Source organism: Streptomyces sp. PsTaAH-137 (assembly GCF_003259365.1).
GTDB lineage: Bacteria > Actinomycetota > Actinomycetes > Streptomycetales > Streptomycetaceae > Streptomyces.
This window is the reverse complement of sequence record NZ_QLLY01000001.1, coordinates 540,437-566,014: the sequence shown is the minus strand read 5'-3', so window position 1 is coordinate 566,014 and position 25,578 is coordinate 540,437. Positions and strand designations below refer to the sequence as shown.

General features: G+C 72.2%; 20 protein-coding genes. 13 read left to right on the top strand and 7 right to left on the bottom strand.

Annotated elements, in window-relative coordinates; genetic code table 11:
• Position 1: 1 nt before the first annotated feature.
• The 4 genes from K377_RS02415 (at position 2) to K377_RS02395 (ending at position 8,414) form a co-directional block, all read left to right on the top strand.
• Complete coding sequence (locus K377_RS02415; protein WP_111661376.1) at positions 2-1,723, top strand: MFS transporter; 1,722 nt, start codon at positions 2-4, stop codon at positions 1,721-1,723.
• Positions 1,724-1,982: 259 nt separating this feature from the next.
• Entirely contained in the window at positions 1,983-4,313 is a 2,331-nt protein-coding gene (locus K377_RS02410) for an AbfB domain-containing protein (protein ID WP_111661375.1), read from the top strand.
• A gap of 90 nt (positions 4,314-4,403) precedes the next feature.
• Entirely contained in the window at positions 4,404-7,310 is a 2,907-nt protein-coding gene (locus tag K377_RS02405; protein WP_111661374.1) for an alpha-glucuronidase family glycosyl hydrolase, read from the top strand.
• A 270-nt stretch (positions 7,311-7,580) separates the two neighbouring features.
• The gene (locus K377_RS02395) at positions 7,581-8,414 is read left to right on the top strand and encodes a PIG-L family deacetylase (protein ID WP_111661372.1); all 834 of its coding nucleotides are present in this window, start codon (positions 7,581-7,583) and stop codon (positions 8,412-8,414) included.
• Positions 8,415-8,423: 9 nt separating this feature from the next.
• Here K377_RS02395 and K377_RS02390 read toward each other — a convergent pair whose 3' ends face one another.
• Positions 8,424-8,618: a DUF2304 domain-containing protein gene (locus K377_RS02390; RefSeq protein ID WP_111661371.1), complete on the bottom strand. Its 195-nt coding sequence runs from the start codon at positions 8,616-8,618 to the stop codon at positions 8,424-8,426.
• Positions 8,619-8,793: 175 nt separating this feature from the next.
• Between K377_RS02390 and K377_RS02385 the strand changes: the two genes are divergently transcribed.
• The 4 genes from K377_RS02385 to K377_RS41265 all read left to right on the top strand — a co-directional run bounded on the left by K377_RS02385 (position 8,794) and on the right by K377_RS41265 (position 11,565).
• Positions 8,794-9,270: a hypothetical protein gene (locus K377_RS02385; protein WP_111661370.1), complete on the top strand. Its 477-nt coding sequence runs from the start codon at positions 8,794-8,796 to the stop codon at positions 9,268-9,270.
• A gap of 113 nt (positions 9,271-9,383) precedes the next feature.
• Complete coding sequence (locus tag K377_RS02380; protein WP_111661369.1) at positions 9,384-10,115, top strand: response regulator transcription factor; 732 nt, start codon at positions 9,384-9,386, stop codon at positions 10,113-10,115.
• Between the two features lie 156 nt (positions 10,116-10,271).
• On the top strand, positions 10,272-11,324 hold the full coding sequence (locus K377_RS02375) for a glycosyltransferase family 2 protein (protein WP_111661368.1): 1,053 nt from the start codon (positions 10,272-10,274) through the stop codon (positions 11,322-11,324).
• 46 nt (positions 11,325-11,370) lie between these two features.
• Positions 11,371-11,565: a hypothetical protein gene (locus K377_RS41265; RefSeq protein ID WP_146614678.1), complete on the top strand. Its 195-nt coding sequence runs from the start codon at positions 11,371-11,373 to the stop codon at positions 11,563-11,565.
• A gap of 4 nt (positions 11,566-11,569) precedes the next feature.
• Here K377_RS41265 and K377_RS02370 read toward each other — a convergent pair whose 3' ends face one another.
• Together K377_RS02370 and K377_RS02365 are read right to left on the bottom strand one after the other, a co-directional pair.
• Entirely contained in the window at positions 11,570-14,884 is a 3,315-nt protein-coding gene (locus tag K377_RS02370; RefSeq protein WP_258394953.1) for a S8 family serine peptidase, read from the bottom strand.
• Between the two features lie 113 nt (positions 14,885-14,997).
• Positions 14,998-16,833, bottom strand: coding sequence for an RICIN domain-containing protein (locus K377_RS02365; protein ID WP_111661367.1), 1,836 nt, complete (start codon positions 16,831-16,833; stop codon positions 14,998-15,000).
• Positions 16,834-17,031: 198 nt separating this feature from the next.
• Between K377_RS02365 and K377_RS02360 the strand changes: the two genes are divergently transcribed.
• Positions 17,032-18,312: an ROK family transcriptional regulator gene (locus K377_RS02360; protein ID WP_111661366.1), complete on the top strand. Its 1,281-nt coding sequence runs from the start codon at positions 17,032-17,034 to the stop codon at positions 18,310-18,312.
• Between the two features lie 29 nt (positions 18,313-18,341).
• On the opposite strand, the gene K377_RS02355 is transcribed toward K377_RS02360, so the two are convergent.
• Positions 18,342-19,241: a helix-turn-helix transcriptional regulator gene (locus K377_RS02355; protein WP_111661365.1), complete on the bottom strand. Its 900-nt coding sequence runs from the start codon at positions 19,239-19,241 to the stop codon at positions 18,342-18,344.
• A gap of 170 nt (positions 19,242-19,411) precedes the next feature.
• Positions 19,412-20,122 carry a GAF and ANTAR domain-containing protein gene (locus K377_RS02350; RefSeq protein WP_237551903.1) on the bottom strand — a complete coding sequence of 237 codons (711 nt, stop codon included), beginning with the start codon at positions 20,120-20,122 and terminating at the stop codon, positions 19,412-19,414.
• Between the two features lie 270 nt (positions 20,123-20,392).
• On the opposite strand from K377_RS02350, the gene K377_RS02345 reads away from it, so the two are divergent.
• Both K377_RS02345 and K377_RS02340 read left to right on the top strand, forming a co-directional pair.
• On the top strand, positions 20,393-20,761 hold the full coding sequence (locus K377_RS02345) for a DoxX family protein (RefSeq protein WP_111661363.1): 369 nt from the start codon (positions 20,393-20,395) through the stop codon (positions 20,759-20,761).
• A gap of 23 nt (positions 20,762-20,784) precedes the next feature.
• The gene (locus K377_RS02340) at positions 20,785-21,690 is read left to right on the top strand and encodes a YhjD/YihY/BrkB family envelope integrity protein (protein WP_258394952.1); all 906 of its coding nucleotides are present in this window, start codon (positions 20,785-20,787) and stop codon (positions 21,688-21,690) included.
• Here the strand turns inward: K377_RS02340 and K377_RS02335 are convergent.
• Entirely contained in the window at positions 21,687-23,189 is a 1,503-nt protein-coding gene (locus tag K377_RS02335; protein WP_375605895.1) for a DUF2252 domain-containing protein, read from the bottom strand. The genes K377_RS02340 and K377_RS02335 overlap by 4 nt on opposite strands.
• A 140-nt stretch (positions 23,190-23,329) precedes the next feature.
• On the opposite strand from K377_RS02335, the gene K377_RS02330 reads away from it, so the two are divergent.
• Positions 23,330-24,643 carry a diacylglycerol kinase family protein gene (locus tag K377_RS02330; RefSeq protein WP_111661360.1) on the top strand — a complete coding sequence of 438 codons (1,314 nt, stop codon included), beginning with the start codon at positions 23,330-23,332 and terminating at the stop codon, positions 24,641-24,643.
• A 21-nt stretch (positions 24,644-24,664) separates the two neighbouring features.
• On the opposite strand, the gene K377_RS02325 is transcribed toward K377_RS02330, so the two are convergent.
• The gene (locus tag K377_RS02325; RefSeq protein ID WP_111661359.1) at positions 24,665-25,132 is read right to left on the bottom strand and encodes a hypothetical protein; all 468 of its coding nucleotides are present in this window, start codon (positions 25,130-25,132) and stop codon (positions 24,665-24,667) included.
• 184 nt (positions 25,133-25,316) lie between these two features.
• Here K377_RS02325 and K377_RS02320 point away from each other — a divergent pair, with 184 nt between their 5' ends.
• Complete coding sequence (locus K377_RS02320; RefSeq protein WP_111661358.1) at positions 25,317-25,529, top strand: hypothetical protein; 213 nt, start codon at positions 25,317-25,319, stop codon at positions 25,527-25,529.
• Positions 25,530-25,578 lie beyond the last annotated feature (49 nt).

Here is a 25,578-nt window from a genome sequence, read left to right as displayed (position 1 = left end):
CATGAGTACACCGCACCAACGGCCCGCCAGCCCGTTCAAGCAGCCCAAGGCCGTCTGGGCCGTGGCGTTCGCCTGCGTGATCTCGTTCATGGGCATCGGCCTCGTCGATCCGATCCTGCCCGCCCTGGCCAGCAGCCTGGACGCCTCGCCGAGCCAGGTCTCCCTGCTGTTCAGCAGCTATCTGATCGTGACGGCCGTCGCCATGATCTTCGTCGGCTGGATATCCAGCCGGATCGGCGCCAAGCGCACCCTGGTCATCGGTCTGGCCGTGATCGTCGTCTTCGCCGCGCTGGCCGGCTCGACCGACTCGATCAACGGCATCGTCGGCTTCCGCGCGGGCTGGGGCCTCGGCAACGCGATGTTCATCGCGACCTCCCTGGCCGTGATCGTCGCCTCCGCCAGCGGCGGCTTCGGCGGCGCGATCATCCTCTACGAGACGGCGCTCGGCCTGGGCATCGCCGTCGGCCCGCTCCTGGGCGGCCTGCTCGGTGACGTCAGCTGGCGCGGCCCGTTCTTCGGCGTCGCCGCGCTCATGGCCGTCGCCCTCGTCGCGACCGTCGTCCTGGTCCCCAACACACCGCGCCCCGAACGGCCGACCTCGCCGATCGCGCCGCTCAAGGCCCTGCGCCACCGCAGCCTGCTGACGATGGGCATCGTCGCGCTGATGTACAACTGGGGCTTCTTCACGATGCTGGGCTACGCGCCCTACCCCATGGAACTCGACGCTCTCCGGCTCGGGTTGGTCTTCACCGGCTGGGGGCTGCTCGTCGCCGCGTTCAGCGTGTTCGGCGCCCCGCGTCTCCAGACCCGCTTCGGCACGGCTCCCACGCTGTACGCGAATCTGGCCGCCCTGGGCGTCATCATGGCGGTGATCGCCGCGTGCGTGGAGACGCCTGCCGTGGTGATCGTGGCCGTCATCGTCAGCGGTGCCTGCATCGGCATCAACAACACCCTCACCACGCAGGCCGTGATGCTGGTGGCGCCGGTCGAACGGCCCGTGGCGTCCTCCGCGTACGGTTTCCTCCGCTTCATCGGCGGCGGCATCGCCCCCTACGTGGCGGGCAAGCTCGCCGACGCCGCAGGGCTGAGCCTGCCGTTCTACGTGGGCGCCGCGTCCTTCCTGCTGGCGATCCCCGTGCTGGCCACCGGCCACACGATGCTGCGCAGGGCGGAATCCGGGCTGAACGAGGAGGAGCCGGTCGCGCCGTCCTTCACCACGATCGGCGAGCCCGTTCCGGCCGGTTCGCCGCGGGTGATCGTCGCCGTCGGGGACCACGAGCGGGCCGCCGGCATCGTGGAGGCCGCCGCCCGCATCGCCGCCGAGGGCGACAGCGTCCTCGAAGTGGTCCACGTCCGGGAGACGGCCGTCGTCGAGGAGCAGGCCGCCGAGACCGAGACGGCCGGTCGGGCCCGCGCCACGGTGACCGCCCACCTCGCCCGGGCCGCCGCGCACGGCGTCGCCGCCCACGGTCAGGTCCTCGCCAGTCTCGGCGACCACGCCGCCGCCGGCCGGGCCCTCGCGCAGCACGCGGAGCGCGTGGACGCCCGTACGGTCGTCATCGGGCGTTCCCCGCGCGGAGCGCTCGCGCAGTTCGCCGACGGCAGCTTCACCAGCGCGCTCACGCACGCGGCCCACTGCTCCGTTCTCCTCGTCAGCGAGAGCCATCAGCCGAAGCCGCTGACCAGCAGCGACCTGGAAGGGCTGCGGGCGGGCGCGGCCTGATCGCAGCGGTGGACAGGGGCTCGGGCTAGGCCGCCCGGGCCCCTGTTCATCGATGTACAGCGATCATGCTCCATCCCGGTGAAGGGTCACCGACTGTGGGCGCAAATGGGCCGATTCGCCGCCCGCGAGTGATGAGTGGGGCCGGAGAAGAAGTTCTGACGCGGAGTCTGTACAGCCGACTTACAGCGTTGTAAAAGGCAGGGGCAGCACCAAGGGAACACGACTGCCACTCCGACCACTCCGCCGAAGGAGCACCCCCATGCCCTTGCGTCCCACCGGCTTAAGACCCGCCGGTATTCTGCTGGCCGTTCTCGCCCTCTTCCTGGGCGGTGTCACGATGCTGGCCCCGGCCGCCGCGGCGGCGCCCGCCGCCTGGAGCCCCAAGCCCGCACCCATGACGACCCCGTGGACCGCCCAGGTCTCCCGGGACAACCCGCTGCCGGAGTATCCGAGGCCGCAGCTGACCCGGCCCGACTGGGCCAATCTCAACGGCATCTGGGACTTCGCCGTCACCGGGAAGGACGCGGGGCAGCCGGCGTCCTTCACCGACCAGATCCGGGTGCCGTTCGTCGCGGAGTCCGCGCTCTCCGGCATCCAGCGCAAGATCACCGAGAACGACAAGCTCTGGTACAAGCGCACGTTCACCGTGCCGGCGGGCTGGAACGGCCGCCGGGTCCAGCTCAACTTCGGTGCCAGTGACTGGCGTACGACGGTGTGGGTCAACGGCCAGCAGGCCGGAGCGGTCCACAGCGGCGGCTACGACGCGTTCGGCTACGACATCACGCCGCTGCTCAACGGCGGCACCAACACGATCGTCGTCTCGGTCTTCGACCCGACCCAGACCGGCGGCCAGGCCGTGGGCAAGCAGCGCATCAACGACGTGACGCCGCACCCCGGCGGCGGCATCTTCTACACGGCCGCCTCCGGCATCTGGCAGACCGTCTGGCTGGAGCCGACCGCCACGGCGCACGTCACCCGGCTCGACATGGTGCCGCGGCTCTTCGACTCGACGCTGCGGGTCACCGTGCAGGGCGCGGGTGTCAGCGGGCAGAGCGCGCGGGTCACAGTCAGTTCGGGCGGGACGACGGTCGGCACGGCGACGGGCGCGGTCGGCTCGGAGCTGACGGTGAAGATCACCAACCCGCATCTGTGGTCGCCGGACGACCCGTTCCTGTACGACGTGAAGGCCGAACTCCTCTCCGGTTCCACGGTCGTCGACTCCGTCGGCTCGTACACGGGGATGCGCTCGATCTCGCGGGGCACGGTCAACGGCAAGCAACGGCTGCTGCTCAACGGCAAGTTCGTCTTCCAGACCGGCACCCTCGACCAGGGCTACTGGCCGGACGGCATCTACACCGCGCCGACGGACGACGCCCTCAAGTACGACCTCCAGAAGCACAAGGACCTCGGCTTCAACATGGTCCGCAAGCACATCAAGGTCGAGCCGCAGCGCTGGTTCTACTGGGCCGACAAGCTGGGCCTGCTGGTGTGGCAGGACATGCCAGCGATGGACACCCGCACCCCGGACTCGGCGGCCCGCACCCAGTGGGAGGCGGAGTTCGACCAGATCATCGACGAGCACCGCAGTTCGCCGTCGCTGGTGATGTGGGTCGACGAGAACGAGGGCTGGGGCCAGTACGACCAGGCCCGTATCGCCGACAAGGTGAAGGCGGCCGACCCCTCGCGGCTCGTCGACAACATGAGCGGCATCAACTGCTGCGGCGCGGTCGACGGCGGCAACGGCGACGTGATCGACCATCACGTGTACGTGGGCCCGGGGGTGACGAGTCCGTCCTCGACCCGGGCGGCGGTCCTCGGCGAGTACGGCGGGCTCGGGATGAAGGTGTCGGGCCACGAGTGGTCGCCGGGCAACGGCTTCTCCTACGAGGACCAGGCCGACGCCGCGCACCTGAACAACCGGTTCGTCGGACTCATCGACGCGCTGCGCCTGCAACAGATGCCGGCCGGCCTCTCGGCCTCCGTGTACACGGAGATCACCGATGTCGAGAACGAGGTCAACGGCCTCATGACGTACGACCGTCAGGTGGTCAAGGTCGACGCGGCGCGGGTGAAGGCGGCCAACCAGGCGCTGATCGCGGCCTCCGCGAACCCGGGCGGGCCCACGACGCTGCCCACCGGCCTGAAGTCGCTGCGGGTCATCACCCCCGGCTACACCGACCGCTACATCCGCCACAAGGACGCCCTCGCCTACACGGAGGTCGTCAACTCCGCCAGCAGCGACCTGCTGAAGAACGACGCCACGTGGCGGGTCGTGCCCGGCCTCTCCGACAGCTCCTGCTACTCGTTCGAGTCCCGCAACTACCCGGGCGAGTACCTGCGCCACCGCGAGTTCCGGGTGCACCGGGAGGCCGGTGACGGCTCGGCGCTGTTCAAGGCGGACGCCACGTTCTGCGCGGTGCCCGGGCAGGGCGGGGTCCGGCTGATGGCGCAGAACTACCCGGGCCAGTACCTGCGGCACTACAACGCCGAGGTCTACCTGGCCGTACCGGGCGGCTCCCGGGCCGCCGACAACCCTTCGCTGTTCACCGAGGACACGACCTGGGCCGTGGAGGCGCCCTGGGCACCCTGATCCAGCGGTGAGGCGCAGGCGCCGGACCCCGCTCCGGCGCCTGCGCACGCCCCGCAACGCACGCCTTCTCCAACGATGGAAGTGGGAGACATGAGTTCAGGAATACGGCGCCGCAGCGTCCTGTCCGCGGCCGCCCTGGGCGGCGCGGCCGGTTCGCTCGGCCTGTCCGCGCCCGCGTCGGCACACCCGCGTACGGCGGCCGCCGCGCTGCCCGCCGAGGACGGCTACGAGCTGTGGCTGCGCTATCCGCGGGTGGCGGACGCGTCTCGACTCGCCCACTATCGGGAGGCGTTGCGGCATCTGGTCTGGCAGGGCGGCGGGCCGGTCCAGCGGTCCGCCGTCGAGGAGCTGACCCGCGGGCTGTCCGGGCTGCTCGGCCGCCGGGTGACGGCGCGCGGCACGGCCCCGTCGGGCCCGGCGCTGGTCGTGGGCACGCCCGCCGATTCCGCTCTGGTCCGCTCGCTGGTGCCGGAAGCCGACCTCGCCGGCCTCGGTGACGAGGGATACGTCGTGCGCCGGGTCACCCGGGACGGAAGCACCCGCATCGTCGTGGCGGCCCCGGCCGACCGCGGGGTGCTCTACGGCGCGTTCCATCTGCTGCGCCTCGTCCAGACCGGGCAGTCGCTCGACCGCGTCGACCTCACCGAGCGGCCCGCCGCGCCGCTGCGGGTGGCCGATCACTGGGACAACATCGACGGGTCGATCGAGCGCGGCTACGCGGGCCGGTCCTTCTTCGACTGGGACGAGCTGCCGAAGCTCGACGAGCGGTACACGGACTACGCGCGCGTGCTCGGCTCGCTCGGCATCAACGCGGCCGTGATCAACAACGTCAACACGCCCGCGGACTATCTCGCCGAGCCGTTCCTCACCAAGCTGGCCGCGCTGGCCGGCGTGCTGCGCCGCTGGGGCGTGACGCTGTACGTGACGGCGAACTTCGCGGCGCCCATCGACCTGGGCGGCCTGAAGACCGCCGACCCGTTCGACGCGGGCGTGCGCGACTGGTGGGCGAAGAAGGCCGCGGAGATCTACGGGAAGATCGAGGACTTCGGCGGCTTCCTGGTCAAGGCCAACTCGGAAGGGCGGCCCGGCCCGCTGGACTACGGGCGCACCCACGCCGACGGGGCCAATCTGCTGGCGGGCGCGGTGGAGCCGTACGGCGGTGTCGTGATGTGGCGGGCCTTCGTGCACGACACGGACGCGAAGTGGGACCGCCAGGGCTACCTCGACTTCACGCCCCTCGACGGGACATTCGCTGACAACGCTGTCGTGCAGATCAAGAACGGGCCGATCGACTTCCAGGTGCGCGAGCCCGCGCACCCGCTGTTCGGCTCGCTGCCGCACACCAACTCGATGATCGAGCTCCAGGTGACGCAGGAGTACACCGGGCACGCCACACACCTGTGCTACCTCGTCCCGCAGTGGAAGGAGGTCCTTGACTTCGACACGCTCAAGGCGGGCGAGGGCAGCACCGTGGCCCGGGTCGTGACCGGCAAGGTGCACAGCTACACGCACTACGGGTTCGCCGGGGTGATGAACTTCGGCGACGCCCGCAACTGGACCGGCTCCCACCTCGCCGCCGCCAACACCCACGGCTACGGGCGCCTGGCGTGGAACCCGGAGCTGTCGGCCGAGCACCTGGCCGACGAGTGGACCCGGATGACGTTCGGCAACGACGCCGAGGTGGTCAGGACGGTCTCCGCGCTGCTGCTCGGGTCCTGGCGCACGTACGAGGACTACACGTCACCACTGGGCACGGGCTACCTCACGCACCCGCCGGACGGCTCGGTGACCGGGCACTTCGACCCCAGCCCGACCACGACCACCCAGTTCCACAAGTCGGACCGTACGGGCATCGGCTACGACCGCACCGTGGCGACCGGCGACGGCTATCCCGCGCTGTACGCGCCCGCGATCCGCGACGCGTACGAGTCGTTGGAGCACTGCCCGGAGGAACTGCTGCTGTTCCTGCACCACGTCCCGTACACGCACCGCCTGGCGAACGGGGACACCGTCGTCCAGCGCATCTACGACACGCACTTCGACGGCGCGGCACGGGTGGCGGACATGCGGGCCTCCTGGGACGCGCTGCGCCGCCGGGTCGATTTGCGGCGGCTCACCGAGGTCTCCCGGCTGTTCGGGGAGCAGGGCGCGCGGGCCGCCGAGTGGCGGGACACGCTGGTCGCCTACTGGTTCGAGCTGAGCCGGATCCGTGACGAGCGGCGCGAGTGGCTCCAGGCGGTCGTCGCCCCGGCGGACACGGTGCTGCTGGGCGGCGAGCGCAACGAGCTGCCCGTGCAGATCGTCAACGCGACCGGCTCGGGGCTGCGCACGGTGACCGGGCTCGACGTGCCCGAGGGCTGGCAGGCCGAGGAGGTGACCGGTTACGTGGACTCCGAGAAGGACGTGACGGTGAAGGTGCCCGTCGTCCCTCCCGTGGCTCCCGCGCTCACCACGCTGCACGCGCGCCCCAGGTCGGGCTCGGTGCGGGTCCTCGACGCGTCCCTGCGCAGTCGGGCCGAGGCGGTCGTCCTCCCGCCCGCCGCCCGCTGTGTGCACGCGCTGGACGCCGGCGCCGACTCGTCGCCGGTACTGAAGGACTACAACCGCCTCTCCCCCGGCAGCGGTTGGCGCGAGGGCGCGGCCTTCGGCTGGGTCGGGAACACCCCGGACGCCACGGACACCGGTCTGTTCGACGTGGTCCGCCGCGACTACGTACGGGACAGCGCCCCGGCCGTGCTCCGTCTGACGCTGCCCGCCGGTCCGTGCACCGCACACCTGCTGACCGGCGACCCCAACACGCTCAACAGGACACTGGTCGTCCGGGTCGACGGCGTGGAGAAGGCCCGCAGCGAGCAGCTCGACGGCCGTGAGTTCACCTGGCTCCAGGTGCCGTTGGGCGACGGGGCCGAGGGGCGCGCGGTGGATCTGGAACTGTCGGCGAAGGAGGGCCAGACCTGGCATCTCGGCGCCTGTGTGGTGCTGGCGGACGGCCGATAGGAGCTGCCGTGTCCGGCCCGGCGCTCCCCCGCCGGACCGGACGTCCGCCTCCCGGTTCAAGTACGAGTCGAGCAGCTCGCATCAGCGGGCCCAGCCGGCGGCGGACGGCAGCAAACTGCCGTCGGCGCGGCGGCTCGGCATCTCCCGCACGACGATCCACCGCAGGATGAGGGCCTGCGGGATCACGCTGCCGGGCGGCCGCTGACCCGGTTCCGGTGCGTCTGCCGCACACTGGGAGCCTTACGTGGCTTCTGCAGAAGGACTATTCACATGACCGACCGGCCTTTGACGCTCATGGCCGTGCACGCCCACCCCGACGACGAGGCCACCAGCACCGGAGGGGTCCTCGCGCGGTACGCCTCCGAGGGCATCCGCACGGTGCTGGTGACATGTACCGACGGCTCCTGCGGTGACGGACCGGGAGGGGTCAAGCCCGGCGACCCCGGGCACGATCCGGCGGCCGTCGCCCGGATGCGCCGTCAGGAACTGGAGGCGAGCTGCGAGGTCCTGAAGATCAGCGACCTGGAGACCCTCGGCTACGGCGACTCCGGGATGATGGGCTGGCCCGGCAACGACGCCCCCGGGGCCTTCTGGCAGACCCCCGTGGAGGAGGGCGCGGCCCGGCTCGCGGACCTCATGCGGCACTACGAGCCCGATGTGGTCGTCACCTATGACGAGAACGGCTTCTACGGCCACCCCGACCACATCCAGGCCCACCGCATCACGATGGCGGCGGTGGCGATGACCGGCCTGACCCCGAAGGTGTACTGGACCACGATGCCCCGCTCCGGGATGCAGCGGTTCGGGGAGATCATGCGCGAGTTCCACCCGGAGATGCCGGAGCCGGACCCCGCCGAGGCCGCCGCGATGGCGGAGATCGGCCTCCCCGACGAGGAGATCACCACCTGGGTGGACACCACGGCGTTCAGCGGCCAGAAGTTCGACTCGCTGGCCGCGCACGCCAGTCAGGGGGAGAACATCTTCTTCCTGAAGATGGGCAAGGAGCGGTTCGGCGAGTTCATGGGCATGGAGCACTTCGTCCGGGTCCAGGACACGACCGGCGCGCCCGTTCCCGAGAACGATCTCTTCGCCGGGCTGCGCTGACCCGTCCGGTCACATCAGGGAGCTGATGGCCGTGACCGCGGAGTCCAGCGTGGAGGACACGGCGGACGCCGCCGACGTGCCCGCCAGGTAGAAGCCGAAGGCCGCGCCCACGGCGATGTGGGAGAGCTTTCCGCCGCCTTTGCGCAGCAGGAAGAACACCGCTCCGATCAGGATGACGATCACGGGCAGGTGCAGGGCGTCCATCGTTCTCACCTCGTGTCCCGGCTTGGGAGCGGGCGCACCCCCGCGCGCGCCGGTGGCAGATTCGCGCCGGGCGCTGCCACGACAGCCAGGCTATGGCCGCTCCCTCACTCCCGCCACTCGGGTGAACACGGACCGTGAGGGCGGGCCCTCGGCGGTACGCCGTAGGGTCCGCCCCATGGATCACCTCGACATCACTCCGGCCCGGCTGGCGGGCACCTGGCACATCGTCTGCTCCTCGTTCCCGCTGTGGCAGGGCGACCGGCGCACCGGCGCGACCTTCACCTACGGCCCGCCGGCGGAGGCCGGTGCGGGGCCGCCGCGGATGACCGACGACGTCGCCTACCGCACCCGGAGCGGGCGGGAGCGCCACATTCTCGGCGTCGACACCCGTCTCACGGCGCGCCCGGGATCCGTCTACCGCTGGCGGGGGCGCGGGGTGCTGGCCGCGCTGTCGAGCGAGTGGGAGGTGCGCGAGATGGGCGCCGACGACGCGTGGGCGGTCATCGTCTTCAGCAAGTCCCTGGTGACGCCGGCCGGCGCGGATGTCGTCGTGCGGGCCGACCGGATCGACGATCCCGCGGTGATCGGGGAGGCGCTGGGCGCGGGGGTGCGCCATGAGGCGCCGCCGGTGCCGGAGTGGCGCCGCGCGTAGCCGTCACCGTTCGCGCTGTCGAGGGGGCGCGGGCCCGCGCATCCGTCGCGTTCAGCGGCGGCGGGCGCCGCGCTCCGCGCGACACGGCGCCGGGCCCGCCGGAGCATGGGGTCATGGAGGCTTCCGCGCGGGGTGTGCAGGGCCGGGCGCTGCCGCTGCTCCTGGTGGCGTCGCCGGGCGACGCGCCCCTGGAGTGGCTGGCCGAGCTGGAGGACCCCCGGTTCTCGTACCGGCTGGAGACCTGCGGCCGGGAGGTGGTGCGGGACGTGTACCGCTACCGGCCCGACCTGCTGGTCCTCGGGCTGCGGCTGCGCGCCCCGGACTCCTTCGAGGTGCTGCGGCGGGTCCGCGAGCTGTCCGAGGAACTGCGCATCGTGGCCGTCGACCGGGCGTTCCGGCGGGCCGAGGCGCTGCGCGCGCTGGAGGGCGGCGCCGACGACGTGCTCTGGTACGGAATGCCCGACGGGCTGGCCAAGGCCGTGATCCTGGCCCGGCTGCGCAGGGCGACCCCGGTCACACCGCCCGCGCAGCTCATCGAGGACGGCTGGCTCCGGCTGGATCTCGCGGCCCGTGAGGCGACCGTGCGGGGCCGGTTCGTCCCGCTGACGTCGCTGGAGTTCGACGTGCTGCACGTCCTGGCCCGCAACGCCGGGCAGGTGCTCTCCCCCGAGCAGTTGCTGCGCCACGCCTGGCGCTCCCGCCCCGACGGCGATCCGTCCCGGGTGAAGTACGCCGTGCTGCGCCTGCGCCGCGCCGTCACCCGCGCCACGGGCGCCGAGGCCCCCGTCGAGACCGTACGGGGAGTCGGGTACCGGTACGTCGTGCCCGGCCCACACCCGGCGTAGGTCCCGGGCCGAACGTCCCGTTCCGCCTTTCGGACGCCTCTGCAACCCTGCTGCAACCCGCGTGCACCCTTGCCGCTCCCCCGCGCGCGCACCGTCGTGGACGTCGCCGGGCGATCCGCCGGCGACAGCCCCGGCCGAGCAAGGGACAGCAGGTCAATGACGCTCGTCGCACTCATCCCCGCGCACAACGAACAGGACCGCATCGTCGCCACCCTCGCCGGTCTGTACCGGCAGACGGTGCGCCCGGACCGGATCGTCGTGGTCGCCGACAACTGCACGGACCACACCGCGCGGATCGCCGGCCACTGCGGCGCCGAGGTCTTCGTCCCCACCGCCAACGAGGACAAGAAGGCCGGCGCCCTCAACCAGGCCCTCATCCCCCTGCTCGCGGATCTCGCCGACGACGCGCTGGTGCTCGTACAGGACGCGGACACCGTCCTGAACCCCGGGTTCGTGGAGTGCGCGGTCGACGCCATGGCGGACGGGACGGTCGGCGCGGTCGGCGGTGTCTTCTACGGGGAGCAGGGCGGCGGTCTCCTCGGCCAGTTGCAGCGCATGGAGTACCAGCGCTACGCCCTGGAGATCCGCCGCAAGGACAACGAGGCCGTGGTGCTGACCGGCACCGGCAGCCTGTTCCGCGCGTCCGTCCTGCGTCAGGTGCGCGAGGCCCGTCTCGACGGCGTGATCGGCGGCGGCGACAGCTACTACTCCCTCGCCTCGCTCACCGAGGACGACGAGATCACGAAGGCGGTGAAGACGCTCGGCCACCGCACGGTCTCCCCCGACGGCTGCTGGCTGGTCACGGAGGTGATGCCGTCGGTCGGCAAGCTGTGGCACCAGCGGCTTCGCTGGCAGCGGGGCGCCCTGGAGAATCTGCGCGACTACGGCTGGACGCCGGTCACCAGGAAGTACTTCTTCCAGCAGTTCATGCTCGGCGTCGGTGCCCTCGCGCTCGCCCTGTTCCTGCTGTTCGCGATCCTGAACCTCACGCTGGTGGGCTGGGTGGGTTTCTCGCCGTTCTGGTCCGCGATCATGCTGATCTTCGTCGCCGAACGCACCCTGACCGTGCGCCGTCTGGGCCCACGGGCCACGCTCCTCGCGCTGCCCCTTCTCCCGGAACTGCTCTACGACCTGTTCCGGCAGGCCGTGTTCGTCCGGTCCTTGTTCGACCTGGCGCTGCGCCGCGAGGCCCACTGGGTCGCCACCTGACCGACCCCCCTCTCAACCGCCCCTACTCTCAGCGGAGTTGATTCCCTTGTACGGAAACCCGATCGGCGCCGGAATGATCGGAGGCGCCGGCACCGGCGCGCTCGCCATGACCGGCCTGAGCCCGCTCGCCCTGCTGGGCCTCGTCGTCGGCTGCTTCACCCTGATCGCCGCGGGCCTCGCCCTGCGCAGCCTCACCCCCGTCGTATCGGGCCGGGACCGCGGCCCCGGCCCGAACGACTGACGGGTCAGCGTCCGCGGAACGCGTTGTGCACGGTCACCGTGGACGTGTTGCCCTGCCGGTCGACGACCTCGGCGCGCAGTGCGACGCCCTTGCCCTTCGCGGGGGCCTTCAGGGATGTCGTGCCGTGCTTCACGGTCAGCTTCCGCCAGGTGGTGCCGTCGTCGTACGAGGCGTGCACCGTCAGGGACTTGAGGTTGTCCCCTACGGCGGCGCCCTGCACCTCGACCGGCATCGTCAGCTTCTTGCCGGCCTTGGCGGTGGACTCCAGGTCGAGTTCAGGGTGGAAGCGGACCACCGAGGCGGGGGCCACCTTGTCGCCGTCCATGGAGCGGAAGGTCCAGCTCGCGTCGATCCGGGTGCCGACCAGAGCGATGTCCTCGCTCCGGGCCGACGTGGTGCTCAGCGTGTACGCGCCGTCGCCGGCGGGCACGGCGAACGACGCGTACTCCACGTCCTCGTCCTGGTCGAAGAGCGTCTCGCCGTCGCGGGTGAGCTTGGTGTGCGCCGATGCCACGGTCGAGGTGCCGTCGTGGCCCTGGCCGTCGTCGAACATGCGCAGGAACGCGTAGAGGGTGTTGCCGCTGCGCACGATGCCGTCGTTCTCATCGATCAGCGGGCCGAACACGCCCGTGTTGAAGACCTCCTGGTAGGTGTGGCCCGCGCGGTAGGTCTTGAAGGAGACGGTGTGGCGGGACTCCGTCGGCTGCCAGCCGTTGGGCAGCGGCGCGCCGACCTGCTCCATGCCGAGGCTCCACGTGGCCTGGTCGGCGGTCGACAGATAGAGCTTGCGGGTGGTCGGCGCGGGGGTGATGCGGCCCGAGGCGAAGCCCATGAGGGACCCCTGGACCGTGCCGATCGGGCTCAGCCACACGTCCTTGCCGTGCTTGGCCACGCCGAGCGACGCCGTCACGTCGGCGAGACCGCGCTTCTTCTCGTGGCGCGTGTACCCGGTGGCGAGGCGCTGGACGGGCCCGCCGTACACGAGCGAGTACTGCTTCGCGCCGCCGACGACGAAGTCGGCGTCCCACGCCTGTTGCAGGGACCCGTCGGTGATCTCGGGGCCCAGGTGCGCGACACGGACGTTCTTGTACGAGTCGAGCTGCCAGCCGGACTGGTAGGTCGTGTAGCCCTTCTTGACCCCGTAGTACATGTACGCCTGCTCGGCCTTCGCCTTCCCGTCGGGCACGGTGATGTCGACGGGCTTCGCGGTACGGGCGTCGAGGGTGACCTGCTGGTCCTTGTCGACGACCAGCTTGGGCTGGGCGATCCAGTCCGTGCCTCGGGTGGGGTCGGAGCGGTCGGCGAGGATCACGCCCTGCACGGTGTACTCGCCGACCGGCAGGCGCAGCGTGGTGGAGTCGCTGTCCTCGTCGACCGCGTACTCGGTGCCCGCGGTGTCACCGGTCAGCGCCTTGACGTACGTCTGGAAGTACGCGGCGGCCTTGCCGTCACGGCCGAGGTGCTTCAACTCGACTGCGTACGAGGCGACTTCTCGCTCCACCGCGAAGGCGGTGCGCACGCTCTGGTCCGTGCCGGCCGCCACGACGGCGCCGGAGTACTGGCCGTCGGCGGCCTCGACCGCGGTGTCGGCCGTGACGGAGACGTCGGCCGACTCGCCCGCGGGCACGGTGATCTTCGCCGGGCTGACGGTGAACATGCCCTCGGGGGCCGCCTTGCCGTCCGCCGAGGCGCCGCTCGCGGTGAGGTCGAGGGAGACGTCGGACGGGCCCGTGTTGCGGTAGGTGAGGGTGCGGGTCAGCGGCTTGTCGTCGCCGTGCGGCCAGGCGGCCTTGCCGAAGTTCAGCGAGGTCTGCTCGGCGTAGACGCCCGTCCTGATGGCGTGGTCGACCTGGATGCGGCCCGCGCCCTGCTCGAACGCGCCGAACCCGGTGTCCTTGGTGGAGGCGGTGAGCACGCCCTTGAGCTGTGCGGCCCGCCAGTCCGGGTGCTGCTGCTTCAACAGGGCCGCGGAGCCCGCGACATGGGGCGTCGCCATGGACGTGCCCGAGATGGTGACGTACCCCTCGGGGTTCTCGCCGACCTCCTGGGCGATGACGCTGCCCGGCGAGGAGGCGGCGGTGATGTCGACGCCCGGCGCGGTGACGTCCGGCTTGATCGCGCCGTCGCCGAGGCGCGGGCCGCGGCTGGAGAAGTCGGCCGTCCTGTCGTCGCTGTCCACGGCACCGACGGTGAGCGCGCCGTCCGCGGAGCCCGGGGTGCCGACGGTGCCCGCGCCGGGTCCCTCGTTGCCCGCGGCGACGGCGAAGAGGACGCCGTCGCTCTCGCTGTAGTGGTCGACGGTCGCTTCGAGCGGGTCGGTGTCGGGCGTGTCGGTGCCGCCCAGGCTCATGTTGACGATGTCGGCGCCCTGCGCGACGGACCAGTCGATACCGGCGATGATGTCGGAGTCGGCGCCGCTGCCGGTGTCGTCGAGGACCTTCGCCGCGATGATGCTCGCGCCGGGCGCCACGCCCTTGTACTTCCCGCCGGACTTCGCGCCCGATCCGGCGATCGTGGAGGCCACGTGCGTCCCGTGCCCCTGGTGGTCCTCGTCGTCCGGCGAGGTGGAGAAGTTCTTCGCGGCGACGACCTTGCCGGTCAGGTCGGGGTGGTCGGCGTGGACGCCGGTGTCGACGACGGCGACCTTGACGCCCTTGCCGTCGTAGCCCGCCTGCCAGGCCGCGGGGGCGCCGATCTGCGGGACGCTGACGTCGAGTTGAGCATTGACGGGTGCGTCCAGCCAGACATGGTCGACGCCCTGGGCCGCTGCGGTCCGCGTGACATCGTTGTCCGACCGCGTGAGGGACTTCCACAGGGCGGGCAGCTCGTCAGGGGCCGCGGTGAGGGCCTGGGCGTCGAGCGCCTTGAGGCCGTGGTGGACCGTGGCGCCGGTGTCCTGGATGTCGGCGCGGGCCCCGGTGGCGGCGCCCCGGTAGCCGACGATGACCCGGAGCCCGCTCCTGTACAGCTTGCGGGCTGCGGCACTGTTCAGCTGCTCGATGTCGAAGAGCCGCTCGTCGAGGGTGCCGTCGGCGATCAGCCGCTGGGCGTCGAGGGGGACGACCAGGGACCGCTTGCCGTCGCTCTCGATGTGTACGGGTATGTTCGCGCGGCCCGCGGCCGGGTTGAAGCCGGTGACCTTGCCGTCCGTCACCTGGACGACGTCACCGGTGATCAGCTGGACACGGGCCTGCGTGGACTTCTTCGCGGCCGGAGCGGCGGAACCGGCGGTGGCCGGGACCGCGGCGGTCGCGGTCGCCGCGACGACCGCGGTGGCGGCCAGCGCGACGAGGGCGGGTCTTGTGACGAGTCTGCGCACGGGGTTCCTTCGATGGGGGCAGGGGCGACGGTGGTGCTCGACGCGCGCACGGGGTCCGGCGCGCGTCCGCTCAAAGGCGTGCGCGTCCCTGTGGGGACGCGCACGCGGGCGGGTCAGCGGCGGTGCGAGGAGGGCGTGGCGGCGAGGGTGAGGGTCTGTTCGGCGGCGGTGCGGGCGTCGCCGACGGGCCCGCCGGTGGTGTCCTTCCAGGCCCGTACCGGAGTGGTCTCGGCGGTCCTGTCCCGGTCGCCGGAGAGGCCGACGACGAGGCCGCTGTAGCGGTTGACCAGGCGGTACGTGCCGGCCCGCGTCCCGTCGGCGTGGGTGGAGGGGACGACGAACCACTGCTGTCCGACGGTGGGGCCGCCGGCCGGTGCGGCGGTCACGGTGGGCCGGGCGCCCCAGGCACGTCCGGCGTCGCCGGTGGAATCGACGCCGAGGAGCCGTCCGGTGGCCGCGTTGGCGACGCGGTACGAGCCGTCGTGGTTGCTGGTGAAGACCCAGCGGATCAGCGCCGAACTCCCGCCGCCCGCAACGGAGGTGGTCCGCGAACTGCCGGAGACCTGGGCGAGGAGGCGGCCGTCGCCGCTCGCGACGGTGTAGGTCCTGCCCGAGGTGACGGGGGCGGCGGGGGTGTCGGTGTCGACGACGGTCTCGTAGTACTCGCCGTCGGCGCCGTTGGAGCACTGGAAGGAGCAGTAGCTCCGGAAGGTCTTCCCGACGATGGTCGAGCCGGTCCTGTTCACGGAGTCGAGCATCCAGCGGTACCAGGAGCCGGTCCGGTAGTCGCCGGTGTCGCCGATGAGCCGCCACTTCTGGGTGGCGAGGTCGTCGGTGGCGTAGAAGCGCTGCGGTTCGGTGGAGTCCTGGACGACGGCCTCGGGCTGGCCGATGTAGAGGCCTAGATGGGCGTCGTAGGCGATGTTCATGGTCAACAGGTCCGACTTGGCGGGCAGTTCACCGGCCGCCTGCTGCTCGGCCACGGTCCCGGCGTTGTCCGGGTCGTAGTCGTGCTCGACGGCCGCGTACCCGGTGGGGTGGTCGGCGTCGACGGGCTCCATGGTGCTCTCCAGGCCGCCGATTCCTGGCTGCGACCAGGCGCCGTCGTACCACTTGCGCCACGAACTCGGCGCCATCTTCGCGGACATGGGGGCGCGGGCCACGTGCGCCAGGCTGCCGTCGGTCCAGCCGCCGGGGACGCCGCCCTTCGGGATCACGCGGGAGTTGTAGTAGACGTAGAAGTACCCGGACGCGGTGTCCACGAAGAGGCGCGGGTCGCCGTCGCCGTAGGAGTAGGTCTCGTGCGGGAAGGCGGCGGCGTCGCCGCGTTCGGTGCTGTACGGCGAGGTGAGGACGTGGTTCTTGATGTCCCACGTCCTGCCCCGGTCGGTCGAGACGGCGTAGTCGATCGCGTCGTAGTGCAGCCCGTCGTCGAACGGGCTCGGGGTGAACTCGTTGTGGACCAGGCCGTACCAGTCACCCGTGTCGGGGTCGACCCACACGCCCATCAGGTCGCAGTAGTTCTTCCGCGCGTAGCTCGACGTGTCCGGGGCGAACGTCGCCTCGCGGCCGGTCGGGCTGTTGTCGCAGCGCCAGGTGGTGTCGTCGTTGCGGTCGTCCGGGTTCGCCGGGTTCACGGCGTCGCTCAGCCCGGCGTCCCGGGTCGCGGTGTCGAAGTCCGCGCCCCGGTGGAAGGTCCACTCGCGGGGGTCGTCCGCGCCGTACAGGGCGTGGGCGGACTGGTAGTGGAACGTGCCGTCCTTGTCGATGTACGGGGATGCGGGGCTGTCGTCCGGGTTGTTCCACCCGCCCTTGGCCCCGACGGAGACGGTGTAGGCGGGGTCGGCGGCGGACGCCGGACCGGCGGCGAGCCCCCCGAGCAGCAACGCGCTCGCGGCGGCCAGCGCGCAGACGGCCTTGGTTCGGGGACGACCGGGACGAAAGGACACAACTGCTCCTCTGACCGTGGGGGGTTGGCAGAGCGTGCACCACCTGGCGTGATTTAGTTCGACTAGAATCCGAACTAATGCAGAGGCTGTCAAGCGATCCGTGGAACCGCGTTGAGCTCCCCTCAACCGAACTGCTGCGCGGGGGACTTGCCATCATGGGAGCGACGGCTCTCGCTCGATGACGGCCGGCGAAGGGACATGGGTGAGCACGAAGTGACCGATCTCGGTACGGCGTCCGCGTCGCACGCCGCGCCCGCGGATGCCTCCGGCACCCGGGACCGGGCCTCGATCCGGCGCACGAACCTCGGCGCCGTGCTGGGGCTGCTGCGCGACAGCGGCCCGCGTTCGCGCGCGCAGATCGCGGCCGACACCGGGCTGCCGAAGCCGACGGTGACCAGCCTGGTCGCCGAACTCGTCGGCCTCGGCCTGGTCCGCGAGGGGCCCGCGCAGCGCGAGGGGGCCGTGGGCCGTCCGGGCACGCTGGTGCACCTGGACGGCGGCGGCCTCTGCGGTGTCGGCGTGGAGATCAGCACGAGCTACGTCCACGTGCTCGCCCTGGCGCTCGACGGCACCCAGGTCCACGCGCACCGAGTACCACTGGCCGTCAAGGACCAAGGAGCCGACGCCGTACTGGACTTGACGGCACGTCATGTCGCCGACTGCCTCGCCGCCCTGGAGCGCGACGGAAGGCGCCCGGTGGGGCTCACGCTCGCGGTACCGGGCGTCGTGGACAGCGCGTCGGCGACCGTGAGCTTCGCCCCGGGCATCGGCTGGCGCGACGTGCCCGCGGGAGAGGCGCTGCGGGCGCGTCTTCGGCGGGCCGGGGTCGGGACGCCGCCGCCGATCGCCCTGGACAACGACGCCAAGCTGGCCGCGCTGGCCGAGTACGCGCGGGTCCGTGGCTCCGGGGTCCGCGACATGCTCTCCCTGACCGGGGAGCGCGGCATCGGAGCCGGCATCGTCAACGACGGGCGACTGCTGCGCGGTGCCGACGGGTTCGCCGGCGAGGTCGGCCACATGCCGCTCGACCCGGCGCGCGAACCGTGCGTCTGCGGGCGGCACGGCTGCTGGGAGACCATGGTCGGCCTCGATGCCATCCTGCGGCGTGCGGCGCGCGGCAGCGACCCGCTGCACGACCCCGACGTCGCCCTGGAGAGCCGCCTGACGGACCTGCGCCGCCGCGCCGAGGCGGGCGACCGGCGCACCGTGGAGGCCCTGGACCGGGTGGCCCACGACCTGGGCCTCGGCCTGGCGCTCCTCGCCGATGTCCTCAACCCCCGGCTGATCGTCCTGGGCGGCTACTTCACGTACATCGGCGATCTGTTCCTCGACCGGCTGCACGACATGCTGCGTACGCGCGTGATGGCGCCCCGGGCGGCCGGCTGCGAAGTCCGCCTGTCCGCACTGGGGTTCGCGGCGGCGGCGCACGGCGGGGCGCACCTCGCGCTCGACGCCGTCTATCTGCGGCCCGTCCCCTAGAAGCCGGTGGAAGCCGGTAGGAGCCGCGTTCAACCGTGCAAGGTCTCCCTGGGTGATCGGCCGTACTCGGCGCGGTAGGCGGCCGAGAAGCGGCTCGTGTGCAGGAAGCCCCATCGGGCGGCGATCCCTGTGACGGTGGCGCCGTCGAGGGGGCTCGCGGTCTTGAGCGCGGCGTGGGCGTGGGCGAGACGTACGCGGCGCAGGTGGGCCATGGGCGTGGTGCCCAGGTGGCGGCGGAAGGCGTACTGGAGGGCGCGGGGCGTGACCTGCGCGGCTTCGGCGATGTCCGCGAGGCCGATGTCGGTGTGCGCGTGGTCGTCGATGTAGGCCGTGGCGCGGACGGCCGTCGAGTGGGTGGCGTCCCGGGTGTCGGCCAGGAGCGGTTCGTGACCGGCCACCGTGTTGGGGAACACCTGGAGAACCGCGCCGGCCAGCAGCTGCGCCAGCGGGCCGACGATCAGCGGGACGTCCTCGGCTCCGAGGTCGCAGACGCTGCGCGCGTAGGCGCGGACGCGGTCCCAGTGCCCGGTGTGCCGGTCGTCGACCGGGGTGTGACGTGTGAACCGCAGGGGGCGGTCGCCACGGGGGTCGACGGTGGCCGCGGCCCGTGCGAGGAGTTCCCCGGGCAGGGTGACGGCGGACGCGTACAGGTCCGCCGAGGACCCGGAGCAGGGCCGCCCCGGCACATGGCCGAGGAAGCTGTCGCCCGCTCCGAAGGTGCCCTGCTGCCGTCCGAGGGTGCGCCGGACCCGGCCGCCCGCGACGCTCACGACGACCAGGTCGTCCTGGGGTTCCTTGGTGAAGGAGAACGGGGCGGGCAGGACCATCTCGCGGTAGGCGACGTGTCCGGCGTCGAAGTGCCGGATGACGTACGCCCCGCCCCTGGGCACGTCCTGCGCCCTGAACTCCCGCCCGAAGGCGGCACGCATCAGACTCCGCGCCTCGTCCCCCGAGTGTGTACGTGCTTCGGCCGACCCCACAGGCTTGCCGCTCACCAGCCCGACCCCATCCGAGCGCGGTCCGCTCACGCATGCCGTTCGTACGGACATCTGCCCTTACACGTTAATCACGGGGCAGGACGCGGCGCAGGGGTTTGGGCTCACAGCGCGTGGAGGTCCGCGCGCCCCTCGGTGACGTCCGTGGCGATCTCCACGATCCTGCGGCGGTGCGAACGGGCGTAGTTGCGCAGGAGGGTGAACGCCTCGTCGACGGTGACGCCCCGTCGGACCGACAGCATCCCCTTGGCCTGCTCGATGACGATCCGGCTGGTCAGCGCGTGCTCCAACTGCCCCGCGAGGGCGCGGTTCTGCTCGACCTCGCGCACCAGGGACAGCAGGTCGGCGACCATCCCGGACAGGGCGCGCGCCCGGGTCAGCCCCGAATCGCCCAGGGACGGCCCGGGGCCGGCGTGCAGGATGAGCGCGCCGACCGTGACGCCGCCGCCGGACAGGGGCAGCGCCGTGACACGGGCGAGCCCGAGGGCCCGGGCGCGCGGCACCCAGCGGGGCCAGCGCACGCGGGCCGGGCGCCCCGTGACGTCGAGGTCGACGATGGGGCGGCCCGCCGTACGCGCCTCGTAGCCTGGACCCTCTCCCCAGGCGGCGGCGTCGGCCGTCAGCGCGCGCAGCTCCGCGCTGGTCCCCTCGGTCCGTACCGCCGCGGCACCGGGCGGCGCGTACTGCACCCCCGCCCCGTGCGCGCCGACCAGCCGGCGGACGCTCTCGACGAACGCGGACAGGATCCTTCCCACGTCGAGCGGCTCGGAGCTGGCCTCCCCCGTCAGACGCACGGCCAGAGCGGCCAGTTCCATGTTCGTCACGACCACGATTACCTCTCAGGCGCACCCGTGGGCACGCAACCGCATCGAAGACCATGAGCCGTGGAACAGCTCCCCCTCCTCCCCCAGTCTCCCCGACCGGCGGCCACTCGCGCAGCCCGCAAAACGAAGAGCACCCCAGGCTGACCAAGAAACTGTCCGGAAAACGAAGCGCTTCCGTCCAAACCGCGGTGCGGAACTCGACTTTCTTACTTACCGGTAAGTAAGATCGCTGCTCCGTCGCTGCCGTCCCTGGAGGCTCCCTTGCGCCGCGCCCCTTCTCACCAGCTCCTCGCCGGTCTGCTCGCCGGGGCGGGGGTCGGCCACCTGCTGCTGCCCAAGCCGTTCGACGCGATGGTGCCCCGGTCGCTGCCCGGTACACCGCGCACCTGGACCTACGCCAGCGGCGCCGTGGAGCTGGCGCTCGCGGCAGGTGTAGCGCTTCCGCGGACCCGGGCCCGCGCCGCCACCGCGGCGGCCGCGTTCTTCGTCGCGGTCGTGCCCGGGAACATCAAGATGGCCGCCGACTGGAACGAGCGGCCCGCTCCGCTCAGGAACGCGGCGCGGGCCCGGGTGCCGCTCCAGATCCCGCTGGTGCTGTGGGCGCGCAAGGTCGCACGCGACGCGGCCTGAGGGATCGCGCGGCCGGTCCGCCCGTGTCGCCCGTACCGGGTGGCGCGGTGCGCAGCGGCGCGGCCCACGGTGTCCGGCAGCAGCGCGTCCTGCCAGGAGAGGTCACCGTCATGGCGATCGCCGAAGCCGCCCGGTCGCTCGCGGCCCGCGCCGGGCGGCAGCTCGTCCGGGTCACCGTCCTCGACATGTCGACCCGGCTCGCCGCGCAGGCGTTCCTCGCCGCGCTGCCGATGCTGATCGCCGTCGCCTCGCTCTGCCCGGCGCCCGTGCGGCACGAGTTGCGGCGCTCGCTGCACACCCTCATCGGCTCGGCCGGGCCCGTGGTGGCGGACGCCGATGTGCTGACCCGCGGCATGGACAACTCGTTCTACAACTGGGGAGCCCTGGGCCTGCTCGTCGCCCTGCTCTCGGCCACCTCGTTCACCCGGGCCCTGCAACGGATGTGCGAACGCGCCTGGGAACTCCCGCGCTCCGGTGTGCGGTACGTGGCGTGGCGCTGGGCGCTGTGGCTGCTGGTGTGGATCACGGTGCTGGTGCTCCAGGGTTCGCTGCACGGGGCGTTCGGCGCGGGACCCGTGCTGGGGGTGGCGCTCCAGACGGTGGGGTCGGTCCTGATGTGGTGGTGGACGCAGCATCTGCTGCTGGCCGGCCGGGTGCCGTGGCTGCCGCTGCTGCCGGGCGCGCTCCTCGCCGGCGGCGGCGCGGTCGCCCTCTGCGTCGCGTCCGGGCTCTGGCTGCCGCGGGCGCTGCGGGTGAGCGAGCAGCGGTACGGGCCGCTCGGCTCGGTGTTCACCCTCCTGTCCTGGCTGATCGTGTTCTTCACCGTGGTGGTGGCCGGGGTGGCGATCGGGCGGGTGCTGGCGCAGGAGGACTCTGTGCGACGCTGGACGGGCCCGGCCGACCGCCAGGACTTGTCCCGCAAGCCCTAAGGCTTGCCCGCCCTGCTCGGCCTGCCCCGCTTGACCGGCTCGCCCTTCTCCCCCTTCTCCCCTTTCTCCTCCTTCTCCCCTTTCTCTTCCTTCTCGGCCCGCACCCGTCCCGCCTTCACCGCGGCCGTGAGCGCCGCGAAATCGCGCTCGTTCTGGTCCGCGTACGCCTCCGCGAAGCGTGCGACCGCACGGTCGAAGGTGTCGGAGCGGCCCAGGTAGGCGGCGATCGCGATGCGGTCGCCCGAGCGGGCGTGGGCGCGGGCCAGTGTGATGCCGCAGGTCCGGCCGAACAGGAGCATGACGTCCGGGCTCATCAGGTCGGCCTGCGGGATCGCCTTCCAGTCCCGCAACTGGCGGATGTAGAAGTCGCGTTGCCGCCCGTCGATGCCCTCGGCCCGCTCCCAGCCGAGGAACATGTCACCGGCGGCCTGCATGAGCCGCTGGCCCGCGACGACCCGTTCGCCCTGATTGACGAGGTCCGACGCTCCGGCGAACGGGGCGAGGACCGAGGTCTGCGCCTCCTTCGCCTGGAGCAGCAGCGGATCGCGGGCGTCCCGGCCGAGCAGCAGGATCACCCAGCAGCGGGTGCCGACGCTGCCGACGCCGACGACCTTGCGGGCCATGTCGACGACCCGGTACTGGGCCAGCAGCGCCCGCCGGTCGGCGGGCAGCGACCGGGCGTAGCGCGCGACCAGTTCGCGCAGCTGGTCCTCCAGGTGCTTGCGCTCCACGCCCGGCATCAGGGTGTCGAGCGGGGTGATCAGCGGCGGGTCGGGGACGATGCGCAGCTCGCCGTCGGCCGCCCGGGCCAGCTTGTCGAGGGCCTGGAGGTGGTCACGGGTACGGGCCTTGGTGAGCGCGGCGGACATCCGGCGGCGGGTGGCCCGGTCGATCCGGGCGGAGAGCGCCGCGTACAGCTCGTCGGCCTCGATCCGCGCGTACCAGACGTCGAGCGTGCGCAGGGCGGCGAACTCCGCCATCGCGCCGCGGTACGCGCCCACGGTCGCCCGCACCACACGGCGGCGCTGCGCCGCGCCGAAGCCGTTGCCGCGCCCGGCGATGACCAGGCTGGCCGCGAGGCGCTTGACGTCCCACTCCCAGGGGCCCGGCAGCGTCTCGTCGAAGTCGTTGATGTCGAACATCAGGCGCCGCTCGGGCGAGGCGAGCAGCCGGAAGTTCAACAGGTGGGCGTCGCCGCAGAGTTGGGCTCGGAGCCCGGTGGCCGGCGTGCCCGCGAGATCGGTCGCCATGAGGGCGGCGGCGCCGCGGTAGAACCGGAACGGGGACTGCGTCATGCGTCCGTAGCGCAGCGGGACCAGCTCGGAAAGGCGGCTGGCCGACTGCCGTTCGAGCACGTCGACGGGATCGGGGCGGTCGGCCGGCGGCGCGAACTCGCCGTGGGCCGAGCGCGGGACACGGGAGCGGGCGCTCCTCCCCCGCTCGGCGGGCGAGGCCGACGCGTACGTGCGCTGTGCGCTCCGGGACTTCATGGCATTCATGGCTGTGCTCCCCTCGCGGCTGGTGCCGACCCTGGACCGGGCCGGGCCCCGGGGCGTCACCCCGGCCGTGTGAGGTCTGCCGCCGAGTCGCCTGCCGGGGGTGAGGGGCGGCGGGCCCGCGGGCCCGCAGACTGTCCGGCATGGAACAGCAGAACCCAGGACTTCGGCGGCGGCGCCGGCTGGCCCGCGTCTGTCTGCTCTCCGCCGCGGCGGCGCTCGCGGTGCTCGGCGTGTTCGCCGGGCTGCGCACCTTCGCCCTGCTCGCCGTGGGGCTCGTGGGTGCGGTGCTCACGCTCGTGGCCGTGTGGTGGATCCTCAGCCGGCGGGGGGTGCTGCGGTACCTCGCCGTGCTGCTCGCGCTCGCCGCTCCGGTGTGGGTGGTCGTGGCGTACGTACGGGCCGGTCTGCTCTGGGTCGTGCTGGTGTCGGGCGCGCTGTGGCTGGCGGCCACGGGCGCCGGACGGGCGGCACTGACCGGACCGGGGGCCGCGGCCGCGACGCGGGAGCGGCGCGCGCCGGAGTTCCGGCATCCCGTGCTCATCATGAATCCCCGCTCCGGGGGCGGAAAGGTGGAGCGGTTCCGGCTGCGCGAGCGGGCGGGCGAACTCGGCGCCGAGGTGGTGCTGCTCGGCACGGACGGCGAGACGGACGTCGCGGCCCTGGCCCGCGCGTGCGCGGCGCGCGGCGCCGACCTGCTCGGCGTCGCGGGCGGTGACGGCACGCAGGCTCTCGTGGCCGAGGTCGCTGCCGACCTCGGACTGCCGTTCCTCGTCGTTCCCGCGGGCACCCGCAACCACTTCGCCCTCGACCTCGGCCTGGACCGCGACGACCCGGCCACCGCCCTCGACGCGCTGCGCGACGGGGTCGAACTCCGGGTGGATCTGGGCCGGGCGGCCGGGCGGCCGTTCGTCAACAACGTCTCCTTCGGCGCGTACGCCGAGGTGGTGCAGAGCCCGTCGTACCGGGACGGCAAGACCCGTACGACCTTGGACCTGCTGCCCGGGCTGCTGGTCGGTCACCGCGGCGCCCGGCTGACCGCGCGCGCCGGGGAGCACACCTTCGAGGACCCGCAGGCGCTGCTGGTCAGCAACAACCCCTACGGCGAACGCGACATCGCCGGACTCGGCCGCCGCGCCCGCATCGACGGCGGCGTCCTCGGCTGCGTCGGCGTCCGTGTGACCAGCGCCGCCCAGGCCGCCGGGCTGCTGCGGGGCGGCCGGGCGACGGGTCTCACGCGGGCGCGCGCGGCCACGGTGACCGTCGACGCCGACCGGGCGGAGCTGCCCGTCGGCATCGACGGCGAGGCGGTGCGGCTGCCCGTTCCCGTGCGCTGCGAGATCCGGGCGGGCGCCCTGCGCGTGGTGGTGCCCCGGCGACGGCCGGGCGGCTACCGGGAACGGCCCGCCCTCGACTGGCGCACGATCGCCGAACTGGGCCTGACCAAACGGAGTTGATCCCCTCCGCACGTGGCGCGGCTACTTCGTCGCGCCGTAGACCTTGCGCGCCTCGCGGGGCCCGTACGCCGCCAGCGACCAGATCACCAGCACGTCGAGCACGATGATGATCGCCGACCACACCGGGTGGTACGGCGTGAAGAAGAAGTTCTCCAGCGCGCTCAGGGTGGCGATGAAGATACCGACCACGCGGGCCCAGGTGCGTCCCTTGAACAGGGCGAAGGCCGCGGCCAGCATCACCGCGCCGGTGATCATCTCGGTCCAGCCCCGGCCGGTGGTGTCGAAGTCGAAGGCGTAGTCGTGCTGTGCCTGGTAGTAGTTGCTGTTCAGGATCTCGGAGAGCCCGGAGATCAGGTGGAACCCGCCGGAGATGCCCAGGACGCACGCGGCGAAGACGACTCCGCCGAGCGCCATCACGCTGACATGGGGTTCCTGCGGGGGTGGTGTGCCGGAGCCCGGTGTGGGGCCCGATGTGATGTGCCCGGCCATGTCGTGTCCCCTTCTCGTCACGCAGCACTGGTTTCCTCGTCGCGCGTTGCCGGTTCTCCTGGCCTCCGGAGCATCCCGCCGCGCGCCCGCGCCACCGTCACCCGCACGAGGTGATGCCGCCGCCCGCCCCGTCGCCACAATGACCGAGGGCCGATGGCCGAGCCGTCGTACGGGAGGTGTCGGCATGGGCGACTTCGAGATCCGGGTGCGCGGCAGGATCGGTGACGCCTTCAGTTCGGCGTTCGGCGAGATGACCGTCGTCCTGCACCCGTCCGAGACGGTCCTGGTGGGTTCCGGGCTCGACCAGGCCGCCCTGTACGGGATCCTCGACCGGATCCAGGCGCTCGGCCTGGAACTGCTGGAGGTGCACAGGTTGCCCGACAAGCCTCTTCCATGACCGCGGCGACGCCCCTCACCGTGGAGGTGGTGCCCTCCACATGGGGAGG

What these genes read in the sequence shown, in the direction of transcription:
- K377_RS02415 (WP_111661376.1), top strand. Translation starts at nt 2, where the DNA reads ATGAGTACACCGCACCAACGGCCCGCCAGCCCGTTCAAGCAGCCCAAG.
- K377_RS02410 (WP_111661375.1), top strand. Translation starts at nt 1,983, where the DNA reads ATGCCCTTGCGTCCCACCGGCTTAAGACCCGCCGGTATTCTGCTGGCC.
- K377_RS02405 (WP_111661374.1), top strand. Translation starts at nt 4,404, where the DNA reads ATGAGTTCAGGAATACGGCGCCGCAGCGTCCTGTCCGCGGCCGCCCTG.
- K377_RS02395 (WP_111661372.1), top strand. Translation starts at nt 7,581, where the DNA reads ATGACCGACCGGCCTTTGACGCTCATGGCCGTGCACGCCCACCCCGAC.
- K377_RS02390 (WP_111661371.1), bottom strand. Translation starts at nt 8,618, where the DNA reads ATGGACGCCCTGCACCTGCCCGTGATCGTCATCCTGATCGGAGCGGTG.
- K377_RS02385 (WP_111661370.1), top strand. Translation starts at nt 8,794, where the DNA reads ATGGATCACCTCGACATCACTCCGGCCCGGCTGGCGGGCACCTGGCAC.
- K377_RS02380 (WP_111661369.1), top strand. Translation starts at nt 9,384, where the DNA reads ATGGAGGCTTCCGCGCGGGGTGTGCAGGGCCGGGCGCTGCCGCTGCTC.
- K377_RS02375 (WP_111661368.1), top strand. Translation starts at nt 10,272, where the DNA reads ATGACGCTCGTCGCACTCATCCCCGCGCACAACGAACAGGACCGCATC.
- K377_RS02360 (WP_111661366.1), top strand. Translation starts at nt 17,032, where the DNA reads ATGGGTGAGCACGAAGTGACCGATCTCGGTACGGCGTCCGCGTCGCAC.
- K377_RS02355 (WP_111661365.1), bottom strand. Translation starts at nt 19,241, where the DNA reads ATGCGTGCCGCCTTCGGGCGGGAGTTCAGGGCGCAGGACGTGCCCAGG.
- K377_RS02350 (WP_237551903.1), bottom strand. Translation starts at nt 20,122, where the DNA reads ATGGAACTGGCCGCTCTGGCCGTGCGTCTGACGGGGGAGGCCAGCTCC.
- K377_RS02335 (WP_375605895.1), bottom strand. Translation starts at nt 23,189, where the DNA reads ATGAATGCCATGAAGTCCCGGAGCGCACAGCGCACGTACGCGTCGGCC.
- K377_RS02330 (WP_111661360.1), top strand. Translation starts at nt 23,330, where the DNA reads ATGGAACAGCAGAACCCAGGACTTCGGCGGCGGCGCCGGCTGGCCCGC.
- K377_RS02325 (WP_111661359.1), bottom strand. Translation starts at nt 25,132, where the DNA reads ATGGCCGGGCACATCACATCGGGCCCCACACCGGGCTCCGGCACACCA.
- K377_RS02320 (WP_111661358.1), top strand. Translation starts at nt 25,317, where the DNA reads ATGGGCGACTTCGAGATCCGGGTGCGCGGCAGGATCGGTGACGCCTTC.